Source organism: Aquabacterium sp. (assembly GCF_035476535.1).
In the GTDB taxonomy this organism is placed as follows: Bacteria; Pseudomonadota; Gammaproteobacteria; order Burkholderiales; family Burkholderiaceae_C; genus Pseudaquabacterium.
The window spans coordinates 1-13,709 of the sequence record NZ_DATILJ010000144.1; the positions used below are offsets into that span (position 1 = coordinate 1).

The following is a 13,709-nucleotide window of genomic DNA, read 5'->3' on the forward strand; positions in this document are numbered from 1 at the left end:
CTTGCTGATGAGCTCGGCGGGCACATCGGCGCTGGTGAGCGCCACGGGCTTCATGGCGGCCACGTGCATCGCGACGTCCTTGGCGGCCGTCTCGTCGCCCTCGAACTCCACGACCACGCCGATGCGCGTGCCGTGCAGGTAGGCGGCCAGCTTGCCTGCGCCCGCGAAACGCTGGAAGCGGCGGAAGCTCATGTTCTCGCCGATCTTGCCGATCAGGCCCTTGCGCACGTCTTCCACCGTCGGGCCAAAGCCGTCTTGCGACAGTGCCAGCGCGGACAGCGCCGCCACGTCGGCCGGGTTGTGCTGGACGATCAGGTCCGAGCAGTTCTTCGCGAAGGCCAGGAACGAGTCGTTCTTGGTGACGAAGTCGGTCTCGCAATTGACTTCGATCATCGCGCCGCTGCTGCCCTTGACCGTCGCGGCGATCACGCCTTCGGCGGTGACGCGCGAAGCGGCCTTGCCGGCCTTGCTGCCGAGCTTGACGCGCAGGATCTCTTCGGCACGCACCATGTCGCCATCGGCCTCGGTGAGCGCCTTCTTGCACTCCATCATCGGGGCATCGGTCTTGGCCCGCAGTTCGCCGACCATGCTTGCAGTGATTGCAGCCATCATCAAATCTCCGTTATCTGAGGGGCCCCCTGGAGGGGCCAAGGATTGCGGAAATTCCCGCAACCCTTGCGAAAAAGGGGCTGTAAAGCCCCTCGTTCAAGGCTTGGGCGCGCGGATCACGCGTCTTCGTTGACTTCCACGAATTCGTCGCTGCCGGCTGCTGCCTGCACCACTTCGTTGACCGCATTGGCCTTGCCGTCCTGGACCGCATCGGCCACCGCGCGGGCGTACAGCGCCACGGCCTTGGCCGAGTCGTCGTTGCCGGGGATCACGTAGTCGATGTCTTCGGGCGAGTGGTTGGTGTCGACCACGCCGATCACCGGAATGCCGAGCTTCTTGGCTTCGGCGACGGCGATCTTGTGATAGCCGACGTCGATGACGAACAGCGCATCAGGCAACGCGTTCATGTCCTGGATGCCGCCGATGTCCTTCTCGAGCTTGGCCAGCTCGCGCTCGAACATCAGGCCTTCCTTCTTGGTCAGCGACTCGAGGCCGTTTTCCTTGGTGGCCTGCATGTCCTTCAGCTTCTTCAGCGAGCCCTTGACGGTCTTGAAGTTGGTCAGCATGCCGCCGAGCCAGCGCTGGTCGACGAAGGGCATGCCGGCGCGCTGGGCTTCCAGCGCAATGACTTCGCGCGCCTGGCGCTTGGTGCCCACCATCAGGATCGTGCCGCGCTTGCCGCTGAGCTGGCGCACGAACTTCATCGCTTCCTCGAACTTCGGCAGCGTCTTTTCGAGGTTGATGATGTGGATCTTGTTGCGATGGCCGTAAATGAACGGGGCCATCTTCGGGTTCCAGAAGCGGGTTTGGTGTCCGAAATGGACGCCCGCTTCCAGCATTTCACGCATGGTGACTGACATGGAGAACTCCAAAGGTTGGGTCTAGAATCCGGCGCGAATCGCGAGGGCTTCCTGGTCACACACCCATGGTGTGCATACCACCCCCGCGACACCTCTCGATAGCCGGTTCGCGATTGATTCACCTGCCGTCCGGTGCTGTCGCTTCTTGAAGCTCCGCATGGACACCCAGGTAAACCCAAAGAGTATAGCAGCAGGCACTTTGAGCGCGGCCGAGGCACTGAGCCATGCGCTCGCCGTGGCCGACAGCCCGGCTTGCCGGCACGTCTTCGTCCGGCGCTTCGATGCTGGCGCGCGCGCCACGGCCGCGGCGATCGATACGCTGCGCACTGCCGGGCTGCCCTTGCCGCCTCTGGCCGGTGTGCCGGTCTCGATCAAGGATCTGTTCGACGTCGCCGGCCAGCCGACCACCGCGGCCTCGCGCGCGATGGCCGATGCAGTGCCTGCAGCGCGGGACTGCGGCGTGATCGCCTGCCTGCGCGCCGCCGGCGCGGTGCTGGTAGGCCATACCAACATGAGCGAATTCGCGTTCTCCGGAGTCGGCATCAATCCGCACCATGGCACGCCGCGCCATCCGGTCAGCGCGACTGGCGAAGCGCTGATTCCCGGCGGCTCGACCTCCGGCGGTGCCGTCTCGGTGGCCACCGGCGCGAGCTGGGCCGCACTGGGTTCCGACACGGGCGGCTCCATCCGCATTCCGGCCGCGCTGCAAGGGCTGGTGGGTTTCAAGAACACGCAGCGGCTGACGCCGCTGGACGGCAGCGTGCCACTGTCCAGCACACTCGACACCGCGTGTGCAATCACGCGCAGCGTCGCCGATGCGGTGCTGGTGCATGGGGTGCTGGCAGGCCAGGCGCCACGCCTTGCCACGCGCCCCTTGCACGCCATGCGCTTCGCAGTGCCGACGACCGTGATGCTCGATACGCTCGAGCCCGCTGTTGCCGATGCCTTCAACCGGGCGCTGAGCGCGCTCAGCACATCGGGCGCGCAGATCGAACAGATCGCCCTGCCCGCCCTGTCCGAACTCGCGGGCCTGCAGGCCCAGGGCGGTTTTGCCGCGGCCGAAAGCTGGGCCTGGCACCGCCATCGCCTGGCCGAACGCGAAGCCGACTACGACCCGCGCGTGGCGCAACGCATCCGCCGCGGCGCCCAGATCAGCGCTGCCGACTACCTGGACCTGCAACAAGCGCGGCGCGCATGGATCGCCCGCGTCGAACAGGCGATGCAAGGCTTCGATGCGTTGCTCTCGCCCACGGTGCCGATCGTCGCGCCGGCGATTGCGCCACTGATCGCCAGCGACGAACTGTTCTTCCGCACCAATGCACTGCTGCTGCGCAACCCGTCGGTGGTCAACATGCTCGACGGCTGCGCGCTGTCGCTGCCCTGCCATGCGCCGGGAGGGTTGCCGGTCGGGCTGATGGTGTGGGGTCCGGCGCTGGCCGATGACGCGGTGCTCGGCGCATCGCTGGCCATCGAGGCCGCATTGCGTGCAGCGGAACTCGGGCGATGAGGCTGGCCGTGATCGGCGCCGGCATTGTCGGCGTGACAACCGCGTATGAACTTGCGGCCGATGGTCACGAGGTCATCGTGTTCGAGCGTCGCAGCAGCGTTGCCGAGGAAACCAGTTTCGCCAATGCCGGGGTCGTTGCGCCGGGCTACGTCACACCCTGGGCCGCGCCCGGCATGCCCGCAAAGGTGTTCAAGCACCTGCTCAGCCGCCACGCGCCGGTGCGACTGGCTCGGCCCATGGCGCCCGGCCAATGGCGCTGGATGTGGCGCTGGTGGCGGGCCTGCGGCGCTACCAGCTTCCAGGCCAACCGCACGCGCATGCACCGGCTGGCGCGCTACAGCCAGCAGCGGCTGAAGACCCTGACGCATGACCTGCGGCTCGACTATGAACAGGCCAATGGCTACACCGTGCTGCTGCGCACGCCGCAGGAACTGACGCTGGCACGCGGCAGCCTGAAGCTGCTGGCCGAACTGGGCGTGACATTCCACTTGATCGACGGCCAGAAAGCCCGCGCACTGGAACCTGGCCTGCACGCGCAGACGCCCTTGCATGCCGCGGTCCACCTGCCGAACGATGGCGTGGGCAACTGCCGGCAGTTTGCGCAGCTGCTGCGCGCCGAAGCGCAACGCCTGGGCGTGGATTTCCGCTTCGATCGCGAAGTGCTGACGCTGCAGCCCGGCAAGCGCGCGACGCTGCGCCATCGTGCCAGCGATGGCCACGACAGCGCGCAGGACGACAGCTTCGACGGCATCGTCGTCTGTGCCGCGCTCGGCGCCACCGCACTGCTGGCGCCGCTGGGCTGCCGTCTGCCGATGGTGCCGGTGCACGGTTATTCGCTCACCGCGCCGCTGCGTGTGCGGGAAGGCTTTCCGGACATCGGCCCGAAGTCGGCGGTGATGGATGAGAAACACAAGGTCGCGATCAGCCGTCTCGGCCAGCGCGTGCGCGTCGCCGGCAGCGCCGAACTCGGCGGCCGACTGGATCGCAGCAATGACGCCGCGGTGCAGACGCTGTACAAGGTGCTGGACGACTGGTTTCCCGGCTGCGCGCAACTAGCGCAAGCGCAGCACTGGAAAGGCGCGCGGCCGATGCTGCCGGATGGGCCTCCGGTGCTGGGCGCCTGTTCGGCCGAAGGCATCTGGCTGAACCTGGGCCACGGCTCCAGCGGCTGGGCGCTGAGTTGCGGCTCAGCCCGCGTGCTCGCCGATCTGCTGGCCCGCCGCAGCCCGGCCATCGACACCGAAGGGCTGGGCATCGAGCGCTTGCTCCGTCGGTAGTCGTCAAGACCATGATCACGCCCGTCACAGGCTCGAACGGCCCCTGGTCCTTGCACGGGGTGGTCAGGTCGCGCCAGCGCGAACAAACGGCCTTGGCGCAAGCCCAGCCGCATGCGCTGATGGCGGCGGCAGGGCTGGCCGTGGCGCGGCTGGCCGTGGCCATCGCACCCCATGCGCAAACCGTGTGGGTGGCCGCTGGTCCCGGCAACAACGGCGGCGATGGCCTGGTGGCCGCGCGGCATCTGCTGCAGGCCGGCAAGCGCGTGCAACTGAGCTTGCTGGGCCAGCCCGATGCGCTGCCGGACGACGCCCGGCAGGCCTTGCAGGAGGCCCAGCAGGCCGGTGTCAGCATCGAGAGCGGATTGCCCGCACGCGTCGATGCTGCGTTAGCCATCGATGCCCTGCTGGGCATTGGCGCCAGCCGCGCGCCGCAGGGCGACATCGCACTGGCCATCGGCTTGCTCAACGGTGCCGGTGTGCCGGTCCTGGCGATTGACCTGCCCTCGGGCTTGTCGGCCGACACCGGGTGCCTGCTAGGCACGCAGGCCGTGCGCGCGGCCCACACCCTCTCCCTGCTGACGCTGAAGCCGGGGCTCTTCACCGCATTCGGTCGCGACCACGCCGGCACGGTCTGGCTCGATGCACTTGGCGTCGAGAGCGAATCAAGCGCCCCCGACGCCTGGCTGGCCGGGCCGCCGGTCTGGCCAGCCCGTGCCCATGCCCAACACAAGGGCAGCTTCGGCGACGTGCTGGTGATCGGTGGCGCGCCGGGCATGGGCGGGGCCGCGGTGCTGGCCGCTCGCGCCGCGCTGACGGCCGGTGCCGGCCGGGTCTATCTGGCGCGACTGGATGGCGCTGCCGACGGCGTCGACGCGGCACGGCCGGAACTGATGCCGCGCGCCTTGGCGCAGGTGTTGAACCCGCAGGCACTGCAGTCGGCGACCGTGGTCTGCGGCTGCGGCGGCGGCGATGCCGTGCGCGAGCCTCTGGCCGCCGTGCTGCACCATGCGGCGCGGCTGGTGCTGGACGCCGATGCGCTGAACGCCATCGCCACGGAACCGGCCTTGGCGGATGCGCTGCGGTCACGTGCCGCGCGGGGCCTGCCCAGCGTGTTGACGCCGCATCCGCTGGAGGCCGCGCGACTGCTGGCCATGCCCACGTCCGAGCTGCAGTCGGACCGGTTGCACAACAGCCGCCGCTTGAGCGACCGGCTGCGGTGCGGCGTCTTGCTCAAAGGCTCCGGCAGCGTGATCGCGGCGGTCGGCGCGCCTCTATCGATCAACCCGACCGGCAATGCCCGGCTCGGTACCGCCGGCAGCGGCGACGTGCTCGCCGGCTGGATCGGCGGCCTGTGGGCGCAACTGCCCGGCACCGACGGTCGGCACGCCGCCGACAGCGCCGCGTGGCTGCACGGCCGCGCAGCCGAGCAGGGCGACCTGCGCTTGCCGCTGCGCGCCGCGGACCTGATCGAGCAAATGGCCGCCGCGATGGCGGCGGCCTGACGCCTCAGCGGCTCTTTCGCGGTGCCCGTGCCGTCTTGCCCGCCCGGGTGCCCTTGCCGGCCGGCGCCGACCGTGCAGCCACGGCCTTGGCGCGGGCCGACTTCGCTGCGCGGTCCTTGGCCTGCACTTCCTTCAGCTCCTGGGTCGGTGTCGAGGGTTTGCGGCCGCGCGACAGCAGTTGCTCGGCATCGCCCTCGCGCATCATGCGGAAGTCGATCTTGCGGCCATCCAGATCCACCCGGCTGACCTGCACCCGCACACGAGACCCGATGGTGTAGCGCACGCCGCTGCGTTCGCCGCGCAGTTCCTGCCGCGCTTCGTCGAAGCGGAAGTACTCACCGCCGAGCTCGGTGATGTGCACCAGCCCTTCGACATACAACTCATCCAGCGTGACGAAGACACCGAAGCTGGTCGCCGCACTGACGGTGCCTGAATATTCTTCACCGAGATGATCGCGCATGAAGCGGCACTTCAGCCAGGCCTCGACATCGCGAGACGCTTCATCGGCCCGGCGCTCATTGGCGCTGCAATGCGTGCCCGCCGCCTCCCACAATTCGGCATCCTGCGCGCTGACCGTCACCTTGGGCGGCACCTTGCCGCCCTTGCGCGCGGGCTTGGCATGCGGCGCCTCCTCGAACACGCCGGCTGCCAGGTGGTAGCGCTTGCCATGCAGCAAGGCCTTGATCACGCGGTGCACCAGCAGATCGGGATAACGCCGGATCGGACTTGTGAAGTGCGCGTAGGCCTCGTAGGCCAGGCCGAAGTGGCCGCTGTTGGTGGCGGTGTAGATCGCCTGCTGCATCGAGCGCAGCAGCATCGAGTGGATCTGCATCGCGTCGACACGATCTTTCGTGGCCTGCGAGATCGCCTGCAGTTCGCTCGGCTTGGGGTCCTCGCTGAGGCTGAAGCCCAGGCCCAGCGTGCGCAGGTAGTTCTGCAGCGTGGTGCGCTTCTCGGGTGTCGGCCCCTCGTGCACGCGGTACAGCACCGGATGCTTGTGACTGGCGATGAACTCCGCCGCGCAGACATTGGCCGCCAGCATCGCTTCTTCGATCAGGCGGTGCGCTTCGGTGCGCGTGCGCGGCACGATCTTTTCAATGCGGCCGTTGTCGTCGCAGACGATCTGCGTCTCGGTCGTTTCGAAGTCCACCGCACCGCGCGTGCCGCGGTGCTTCAGCAAGGCCCGGTAGACCTCGTGCAGGTGCAGCAGGTGCGGCACCAGCTCACTGCGGCGCTGGGCTTCGGCGCCGCGGGTGTTGCCGAGGATCGCCGCCACCTCGTTGTAGGTGAAGCGCGCATGCGAGCGCATCACGCCGGGGAAAAACTGGTAGGCCTCGATCTCGCCGCTGCTGCTGACCAGCATGTCGCAGACCATGCACAGCCGCTCTTCGTCGGGGTTCAGCGAGCACAGGCCGTTGGACAGCTTCTCCGGCAGCATCGGGATCACGCGCCGCGGGAAGTACACCGAGGTGGCGCGCTCGTAGGCGTCCTCGTCCAGCGGTTCACCGGGCTTGACATAGTGGCTGACGTCGGCAATCGCCACCACCAGGCGCCAACCGTCGAAGGAAGTCTTGCCGCGGCCACGCTTGAGCGGTTCGCAGTACACCGCATCGTCGAAGTCGCGTGCGTCCTCGCCGTCGATGGTGACCAGTGGCACATCGGTCAGGTCGACGCGGTAGCGCTTGTCGATAGGTCGCAGCTTGTCCGGCAGCGCCGCGGCCTGGGCCAGCGTCTCGGCCGAGAAGCGGTGCGGCACCTCGTACTTGCGCACTGCGATCTCGATCTCCATGCCGGGATCGTCGATCTCGCCTAACACCTCGGTGATGCGGCCCACAGGCTGCGAGTACATCGACGGTGTTTCGGTCAACTCGATCGCGACCACCTGGCCGACCGTGGCATTGGCGGTGGCGTTCTTCGGGATCAGGATGTCCTGACCATAGCGCCTGTCTTCCGGCGCGACCAGCCAGATGCCGTTCTCGTGCAGCAGGCGGCCGATGATCGGCGTCTTGCGTCGCTCGACGATGTCGAGCACGCGGCCTTCGGGCCGGCCCTTGCGGTCGTAGCGCACCACGCGCACACGTACCCGGTCGCGGTGCAATACCGCGCGCATCTCTTGTGGCGAGAGGTAGATGTCCGGTTCGTTGTCGTCACGGCGCACGAAGCCGTGGCCGTCGCGGTGGCCCAGCACCGTGCCCTCGATCTCACTCATCAATGCAGCGCCGAGTGCTTGGCTTGCGGAAGGATTTGTTTTTATGCTAGACTCCTAGCTTCTGTAGTTGCCCAGATGGCGGAATTGGTAGACGCACTAGTTTCAGGTACTAGCGCTTAGCGGCGTGGAGGTTCGAGTCCTCTTCTGGGCACCAAGAATGAAGTGAATGGCCGACATGAAAGTGTCGGCCATTTTCCTTTGTGCGCACAGAACGTTCCGACTCCCCATGCTGCGTGCCCGAGCCGAGGCGACGCAGCCCTGAATCAAACGGAAAACTTCTTCGCCAGCCCGTCGGGCCGCAGGTTGTCGTACTCTTCGAAAGGCTGGTGGATCCACGGGCTGGTGGGCAGCATCTCGACGTAGTACTCCGGCGTGTAGTTCGACACGCCCTTGACCCATATCACCGCCGTGCGCAGGTCGCTGATCGCCGGCACACCGCGCAGCCGGTCGACCACCGCCTTCAGCGTGACTCCGGAGTCGGCCAGGTCATCAACCAGCAGCACACGACCGGCCAGTTCACCCTTGGGCATCGTGATGTACTTGGCCAGGTCGAGTCGGCCCTGGATCGTGCCGGCCTCGGCACGGTAAGAACTGGTCGACATGATCGCCAGCGGCTTGTCGAACACGCGTGACAGCACATCGCCTGGGCGCATGCCGCCGCGTGCGAGGCACAGGATCTGATCGAACTGCCAGCCTGAGGCAGCCACCTTGAGCGCCAGGCGCTCGGTCAGCAGGTGGTATTCGTCCCAGGACACATACAGGTGCTTGCCGTCGTCGGTCAGCATGGGCTTGTCTCTCCTCGTCAGGGCTTGTATGGGTGGCGCAGCAGGATCGTGTGTTCGCGGTCCGGGCCGGTGGACACCATGTCGATCGGCGCGCCGATCAGGGATTGCACCCGCTCCAGGTAGGCCCGCGCATTGGCCGGTAGCTGCTCCCAGCGGGTCAGGCCGAAGGTCTTCTCGGTCCAGCCGGGGAACACTTCGAACACCGGCTCGCAGGCTTCGATCTCGTCGGCATCCAGCGGCAGGATGTCCACGTCCTGGCCGTTGAGCTTGTAGCCCACGCAGGCCTTGATCTCGGCCAGGCCATCCAGCACATCGAGCTTGGTGATGCACAGGCCCGAGATGCCGTTGATGATGACCGAGCGCTTCAGCGCCGCGACATCAAGCCAGCCGCAGCGGCGGATACGGCCGGTGACGACACCACGCTCCTGGCCCACCGTCGACAGGTGGTGACCCACCGTGCCGGGCTGGTCCAACGGCAATTCGGTCGGGAACGGCCCGCTGCCGACACGCGTGGTGTAAGCCTTGGTGATGCCCAGGATGTAGTGCAGCATGTCCGGCCCGACGCCGGCGCCGGCTGCCGCATTGCCGGCAACGCAGTTGCTGGACGTGACATACGGGTAGGTGCCGTGGTCGATGTCCAGCAGCGTGCCTTGTGCGCCTTCGAACAGCAGGTTGGCGCCATGCTGCCGATTGGCAGTGTGGATGCGATAGCCGACATCAGCCAGCATCGGCTTCAGCTGCTCGGCCACTTGCATCGATTGGTCGAAGATCGGCTGGAACTCCAGCGCCGTGCTCTTCAGGTAGCCGGTCAGCGCAAAGTTGTGCAGCGTCAGCAACTCCCGCAGCTTCTTCGCGAAGCGCTCCGGATGCTTCACGTCCTGCACGCGCAGCGCGCGACGTGCCACCTTGTCTTCATACGCGGGGCCGATACCCTTGCCGGTGGTTCCGATCTTGCCGGCGCCACTGCTTTCGCGCAACGCCTCGCGGGCCTTGTCGACCTCGACATGGAAGGGCAGGATCAGCGGGCAGGATTCGCTGATGAACAGCCGCGAGCGCACCTCGACGCCGATGGCCTCCAGCCGCTCGATCTCGCCGAGCAGGTGGATCGGGTCGACCACCACGCCGTTGCCGATGTAGCACGGCACGCCCTCGCGCATGATGCCCGAGGGGATCAGCTGCAAGGCCGTCTTGATGCCCTTGATGACCAGCGTATGTCCGGCGTTATGACCGCCCTGGAAACGCACGACGCCGTTGGCATGGTCGGTCAGCCAATCGACGACCTTGCCCTTGCCTTCGTCGCCCCATTGGGTGCCGACCACGACCACGTTGCGGCCGGGCGGGGTGTGAGTGCCTTGTTGCATGAATCAGGAATCCCGTTGAAAACTGAAGTCGGTACGCTCAGAGCGCGCGCAGCACCCAGTGGCCGTCGACGGCCACCAGTTCGCGGTCGCAGTCGAATTCCTCGCCCTCGTGCTCGTGGCCGGGCAGGATGCAGACCACCGTGTCGCCGCGTTCACGCAGCGCCCGTACGGCATGGCGCAAGTCGGCGTCCTCGCTCCACGGCGCACGGATGGCCATGCGGCGGGGCGTGGGGGCCGCGATCGCGACCAGCGCCTTGAGGTCGGTGCTGAAGCCCACCGCCGGGCGGTTGCGGCCGAACACGGCGCCCACCTCGTCGTAGCGGCCACCGCGCAGCAGCGCATCGCTGGCACCGTCGACATAGACCGCGAACCGCGCCCCGCTGTAATAGCCATGACCGCCCATGTCACCCAGGTCGAATCCGATGCGCACGTCCTGGTGCGCGCGCTGCACGTGGCTGGCCAGCCAGGCCAGATCGTTCAGCGCCGCCTCGATCAGCGGATGCCCGGGCAGCATGCGGCGGGCTGCACCGAGGATCTCATGATCGCCGTATAACTCCGGCAGCGCCAGCAGGCCGGAGCGGACTGCCGGCGGCAGCTTGGCGGCCAGCACGCGCAACGCGCTGCCGTCCTTGATCGCCAGCGCCGCATGCAGGTCGGCGCGAAACTCCGGTGCCAGCGCAATGCCATCCAGCAGGCCCCGCAGGATGCGTGCGTCGGCCAGGTCCAGCACCCGATGCTGTATCCCCGCAGCGCGCAGGCCATCGAGCGCCAAATCCTGCACTTCCAAGTCGGCTTCCAGGCCAGCGTGGCCGTAGATCTCCGCACCCAGTTGCAGCGGCTCACGCGTGGCATGCGCGGCTTGTGGACGGGTATGCAGCACCGGCCCGCAGTAGCACAGGCGGGTGACACCGGCGCGGTTCAGCAGATGCGCATCGATGCGCGCCACCTGCGGCGTGCTGTCAGCGCGTACGCCGAGCGTGCGACCGCTCAACTGGTCCACCAGCTTGAAGGTGCGCAGATCAAGTTCACGACCCGTGCCGGTCAGCAGCGAATCCAGGTGCTCCAGCAGCGGCGGCATCACCAACTCGAAGCCGTAGCCACGGGCCATGTCGAGCAGCGTGTACCGCAGTTCTTCGATGCGCCGTGCCTCGGAGGGCAGGACATCAGCAATGTGCTCGGGCAACAGCCAAGCAGACGACATGAAAGACACCGGCGATTAAAACGGGCATTGTACTGGCGTGCTCAGCACAAGCCGTGGCCCGAAAGCCGCAAACACGCGGGGCCTGGCAGCCATGCCGGGCCCTGGGCGTTGCCACGTGCCGTGCGTACCGAAACGGCACGCACCGGCATCGCCGTGCAGCGGCTTACAGCGCGCTGCGGTATTGCTGGTGCAGGGTGTCCATGCGGGTCACCTGCCCGCCGCTGAACTGGTTCATGCAGGCATCATCGGTGTAGTCCATGAAATTCAGGATCGGGTCGACACCGGGCCGTGTCTTGCAGCTGTTGCGGCCGGTCGGGCAGCCGAAGGCGGCAGAACGCTCGGCCGGCGTGTCGCTGACGCTGTCGTTGGTCTTGGTGCAGGCGCCCTGAAACGTGTGGTACAGCCCCATCCAGTGACCCACTTCATGCGTGGCGGTATCGCCCAGGTTGTACGGCGTGGCAGTGCCACCCGGCACCGAAGTGTTGAGGATCACCACGCCGTCCATCTTCGGCGCGCTGGCGTAATCTGACGGGAACGTGGCCCAGCCCAACAGGCCGCCGCCGATGCCCGCGACGTACACGTTCAATGTGCCGGCACCGCCCACACGGAGCGCGTTCTTGGCCTGGCTTTCGGCAGCCGAGTTCGGCGTCATCGTGTACCAGGCGGCGTTGGTCGTGCGCGTCACGCCGGCCAGCTGGAACACGAAGGGCGAACTGGCGCCGCCATAGGCATCGCTGAGCACCTGCAACTGATCGTCGATCTGGCTCTGCGGAATGTCGCCGTTGGCAAGCCCGCTGCCCTTGTTGATGACGTGCACCCAGACCGGAACAGCCACCGAACCGACGGGCCGCAACGCGACGTTGAAGCCCTGCGCATTGCGCGCCGCGCGCCAGGCCCCGTGCGCGTCGTCGTGGGCTTGTTGCTCGGCCTCGGTGACATGCCGCGTCGAGCAGCGCGCACCACTGTCGATGAAAGCCTGTTGGTTGGCGAAGGTATGGCCGCTGAAGTTGAAGGCGCGGCCGCTTCCCTCGTCAGCGGCGTGGCTCGCGGCCGAGAAGGCGCTGGCGAGTACCAGCAGGGCAGACAGAATGCTTCGGGTGGGCATGCTCATGGCTTGTCGGGGGGTGGGATGGCTCGGCATCACCGGGTCGGTGACGGCAGCATCGGCCAGTCGCCGCAAGGCACCGGCAACAACGCCACGAAGTTATAGCGGAGCCCACCGCCACCCAGCAATGCCGCTCACCCCTTGCTCCCCTAGATCGGAGAGCCCCGACGGCCTCAGCTCAGCGCCACAAGGTCAGCAGCAGCAAACCCACCAGCATGCACGACAAGCCCAGGAAGCGGATCTGCCCATCCGTCATGCGGATGGCGCGCTCGAACACCTGGCGCCACAGGCCCGGGCTCAGGAAAGGCAGCACACCCTCGAAGATCAGCATCAGCGCCAGCGCGCCCAGCAGCCAGTCGCTCATGGCCTGTGAAGGCCTCAGCGACGCGGAGCGGGGGCGGCTGCTGCCGGCGCGGCACCTGCACCGGAGCCGCGCATGGCCTTGAAGAAATCACTCGACGGGTCGAGCACCATCACGTCGCTGCGGTTGCGGAAGGTGGAGCGATAAGCTTCCAGGCTGCGGTAGAACTGCGCAAACTGCGGGTCGCGGCCAAAGGCATCGGCATACAGCAATGAGGCCTTGGCATCGCCCTCGCCCTTGATCTTCTGGGCATCGCGGTAGGCCTCGGCGATGATCACCTCGCGCTGCTTGTCGGCATCGGCCTTGATCTTCTCGCCTTCGGCATTGCCCTGCGAGCGCAGTTCGTTGGCCACCTGCTGGCGCTCCGACTGCATGCGCCGGTACACCGCATCGGTGATGTCGGCAACGAAGTCGACCCGCTTGATGCGCACGTCGATGATCTCGATGCCGAAGGCCTTGGACTCTTCGACCAGGCGGTTGCGCACGTCCTGCATCACCTTGTCGCGCTCGGCGGAGAGCACGCCGCGCACGGTGCGGCGCGTGATCTCTTCGTTGAACGCGGCCTGGATCACAGGGCTCAGCCGGCTTTCCAGGTTGCGGATGTCCGAGCCGTTGTTGCGGATGAACTGGCGCGATTCCGAAATGCGCCACTTCACCAGCCAGTCGATCACGAGGCTCTTCTTCTCGGCCGTGAAGATCGGCCGGGTTTCAGGGCTGTCCAGCGTCTGGATGCGTTTGTCCAGGAACACGACGTTCTGGAACGGCGGCGGCAGCTTGAACTTCAGCCCGGGTTCGGTGATGACTTCCTTGATCTCGCCGAGCGCGTAGACCACGGCCAGCTGGCGCTGGTCGACGATGAACAACATCGACGAGGCCAGCATCAGCACGATCAGGAAGCCGGCAATGGTGAGTCCGATACGGTTCATGCTTGC

General features: G+C 66.9%; 12 protein-coding genes and 1 tRNA gene. 4 read left to right on the top strand and 9 right to left on the bottom strand.

The window, feature by feature from the left end; translation table 11 throughout:
* Positions 1–609, bottom strand: a 609-nt coding sequence (gene tsf, locus VLK61_RS14340) for a translation elongation factor Ts (RefSeq protein WP_325422291.1), incomplete at its 3' end; no start/stop codon positions are given.
* Between the two features lie 116 nt (positions 610–725).
* Positions 726–1,469 carry a 30S ribosomal protein S2 gene (gene rpsB / locus VLK61_RS14345; protein ID WP_325422292.1) on the bottom strand — a complete coding sequence of 248 codons (744 nt, stop codon included), beginning with the start codon at positions 1,467–1,469 and terminating at the stop codon, positions 726–728.
* Between the two features lie 157 nt (positions 1,470–1,626).
* On the opposite strand from rpsB, the gene VLK61_RS14350 reads away from it, so the two are divergent.
* Genes VLK61_RS14350 through VLK61_RS14360 form a run of 3 tightly spaced genes read left to right on the top strand, consistent with a single transcriptional unit; the run spans position 1,627 to position 5,755 of the window.
* A complete protein-coding gene (locus VLK61_RS14350; RefSeq protein ID WP_325422293.1) occupies positions 1,627–2,976 on the top strand; it encodes an amidase in 1,350 nt (449 codons plus the stop codon).
* A complete protein-coding gene (locus VLK61_RS14355; RefSeq protein WP_325422294.1) occupies positions 2,973–4,253 on the top strand; it encodes a D-amino acid dehydrogenase in 1,281 nt (426 codons plus the stop codon). The genes VLK61_RS14350 and VLK61_RS14355 overlap by 4 nt, the downstream gene beginning before the upstream one ends.
* Positions 4,254–4,264: 11 nt before the next feature.
* Positions 4,265–5,755: an NAD(P)H-hydrate dehydratase gene (locus tag VLK61_RS14360; RefSeq protein WP_325422295.1), complete on the top strand. Its 1,491-nt coding sequence runs from the start codon at positions 4,265–4,267 to the stop codon at positions 5,753–5,755.
* A 4-nt stretch (positions 5,756–5,759) separates the two neighbouring features.
* Here the strand turns inward: VLK61_RS14360 and rnr are convergent, their stop codons facing one another.
* Positions 5,760–7,964: a ribonuclease R gene (rnr, locus tag VLK61_RS14365; protein WP_325422296.1), complete on the bottom strand. Its 2,205-nt coding sequence runs from the start codon at positions 7,962–7,964 to the stop codon at positions 5,760–5,762.
* Between the two features lie 69 nt (positions 7,965–8,033).
* On the opposite strand from rnr, the gene VLK61_RS14370 reads away from it, so the two are divergent.
* Positions 8,034–8,118 (top strand) — tRNA-Leu (locus tag VLK61_RS14370).
* A gap of 109 nt (positions 8,119–8,227) precedes the next feature.
* Here the strand turns inward: VLK61_RS14370 and VLK61_RS14375 are convergent.
* The 6 genes from VLK61_RS14375 to hflC form a co-directional block, all read right to left on the bottom strand.
* A complete protein-coding gene (locus tag VLK61_RS14375) occupies positions 8,228–8,749 on the bottom strand; it encodes a phosphoribosyltransferase (RefSeq protein WP_325422297.1) in 522 nt (173 codons plus the stop codon).
* Positions 8,750–8,766: 17 nt separating this feature from the next.
* On the bottom strand, positions 8,767–10,110 hold the full coding sequence (locus tag VLK61_RS14380; protein ID WP_325422298.1) for an adenylosuccinate synthase: 1,344 nt from the start codon (positions 10,108–10,110) through the stop codon (positions 8,767–8,769).
* 37 nt (positions 10,111–10,147) lie between these two features.
* The gene (locus VLK61_RS14385) at positions 10,148–11,311 is read right to left on the bottom strand and encodes an ATP phosphoribosyltransferase regulatory subunit (RefSeq protein ID WP_325422299.1); all 1,164 of its coding nucleotides are present in this window, start codon (positions 11,309–11,311) and stop codon (positions 10,148–10,150) included.
* A 163-nt stretch (positions 11,312–11,474) separates the two neighbouring features.
* A complete protein-coding gene (locus tag VLK61_RS14390) occupies positions 11,475–12,422 on the bottom strand; it encodes a zinc metalloprotease (RefSeq protein ID WP_325422300.1) in 948 nt (315 codons plus the stop codon).
* Positions 12,423–12,594: 172 nt separating this feature from the next.
* Positions 12,595–12,780 carry a DUF2065 domain-containing protein gene (locus VLK61_RS14395; protein ID WP_325422301.1) on the bottom strand — a complete coding sequence of 62 codons (186 nt, stop codon included), beginning with the start codon at positions 12,778–12,780 and terminating at the stop codon, positions 12,595–12,597.
* Positions 12,781–12,794: 14 nt separating this feature from the next.
* The gene (gene hflC, locus VLK61_RS14400) at positions 12,795–13,703 is read right to left on the bottom strand and encodes a protease modulator HflC (protein ID WP_325422302.1); all 909 of its coding nucleotides are present in this window, start codon (positions 13,701–13,703) and stop codon (positions 12,795–12,797) included.
* Positions 13,704–13,709: the final 6 nt, after the last annotated feature.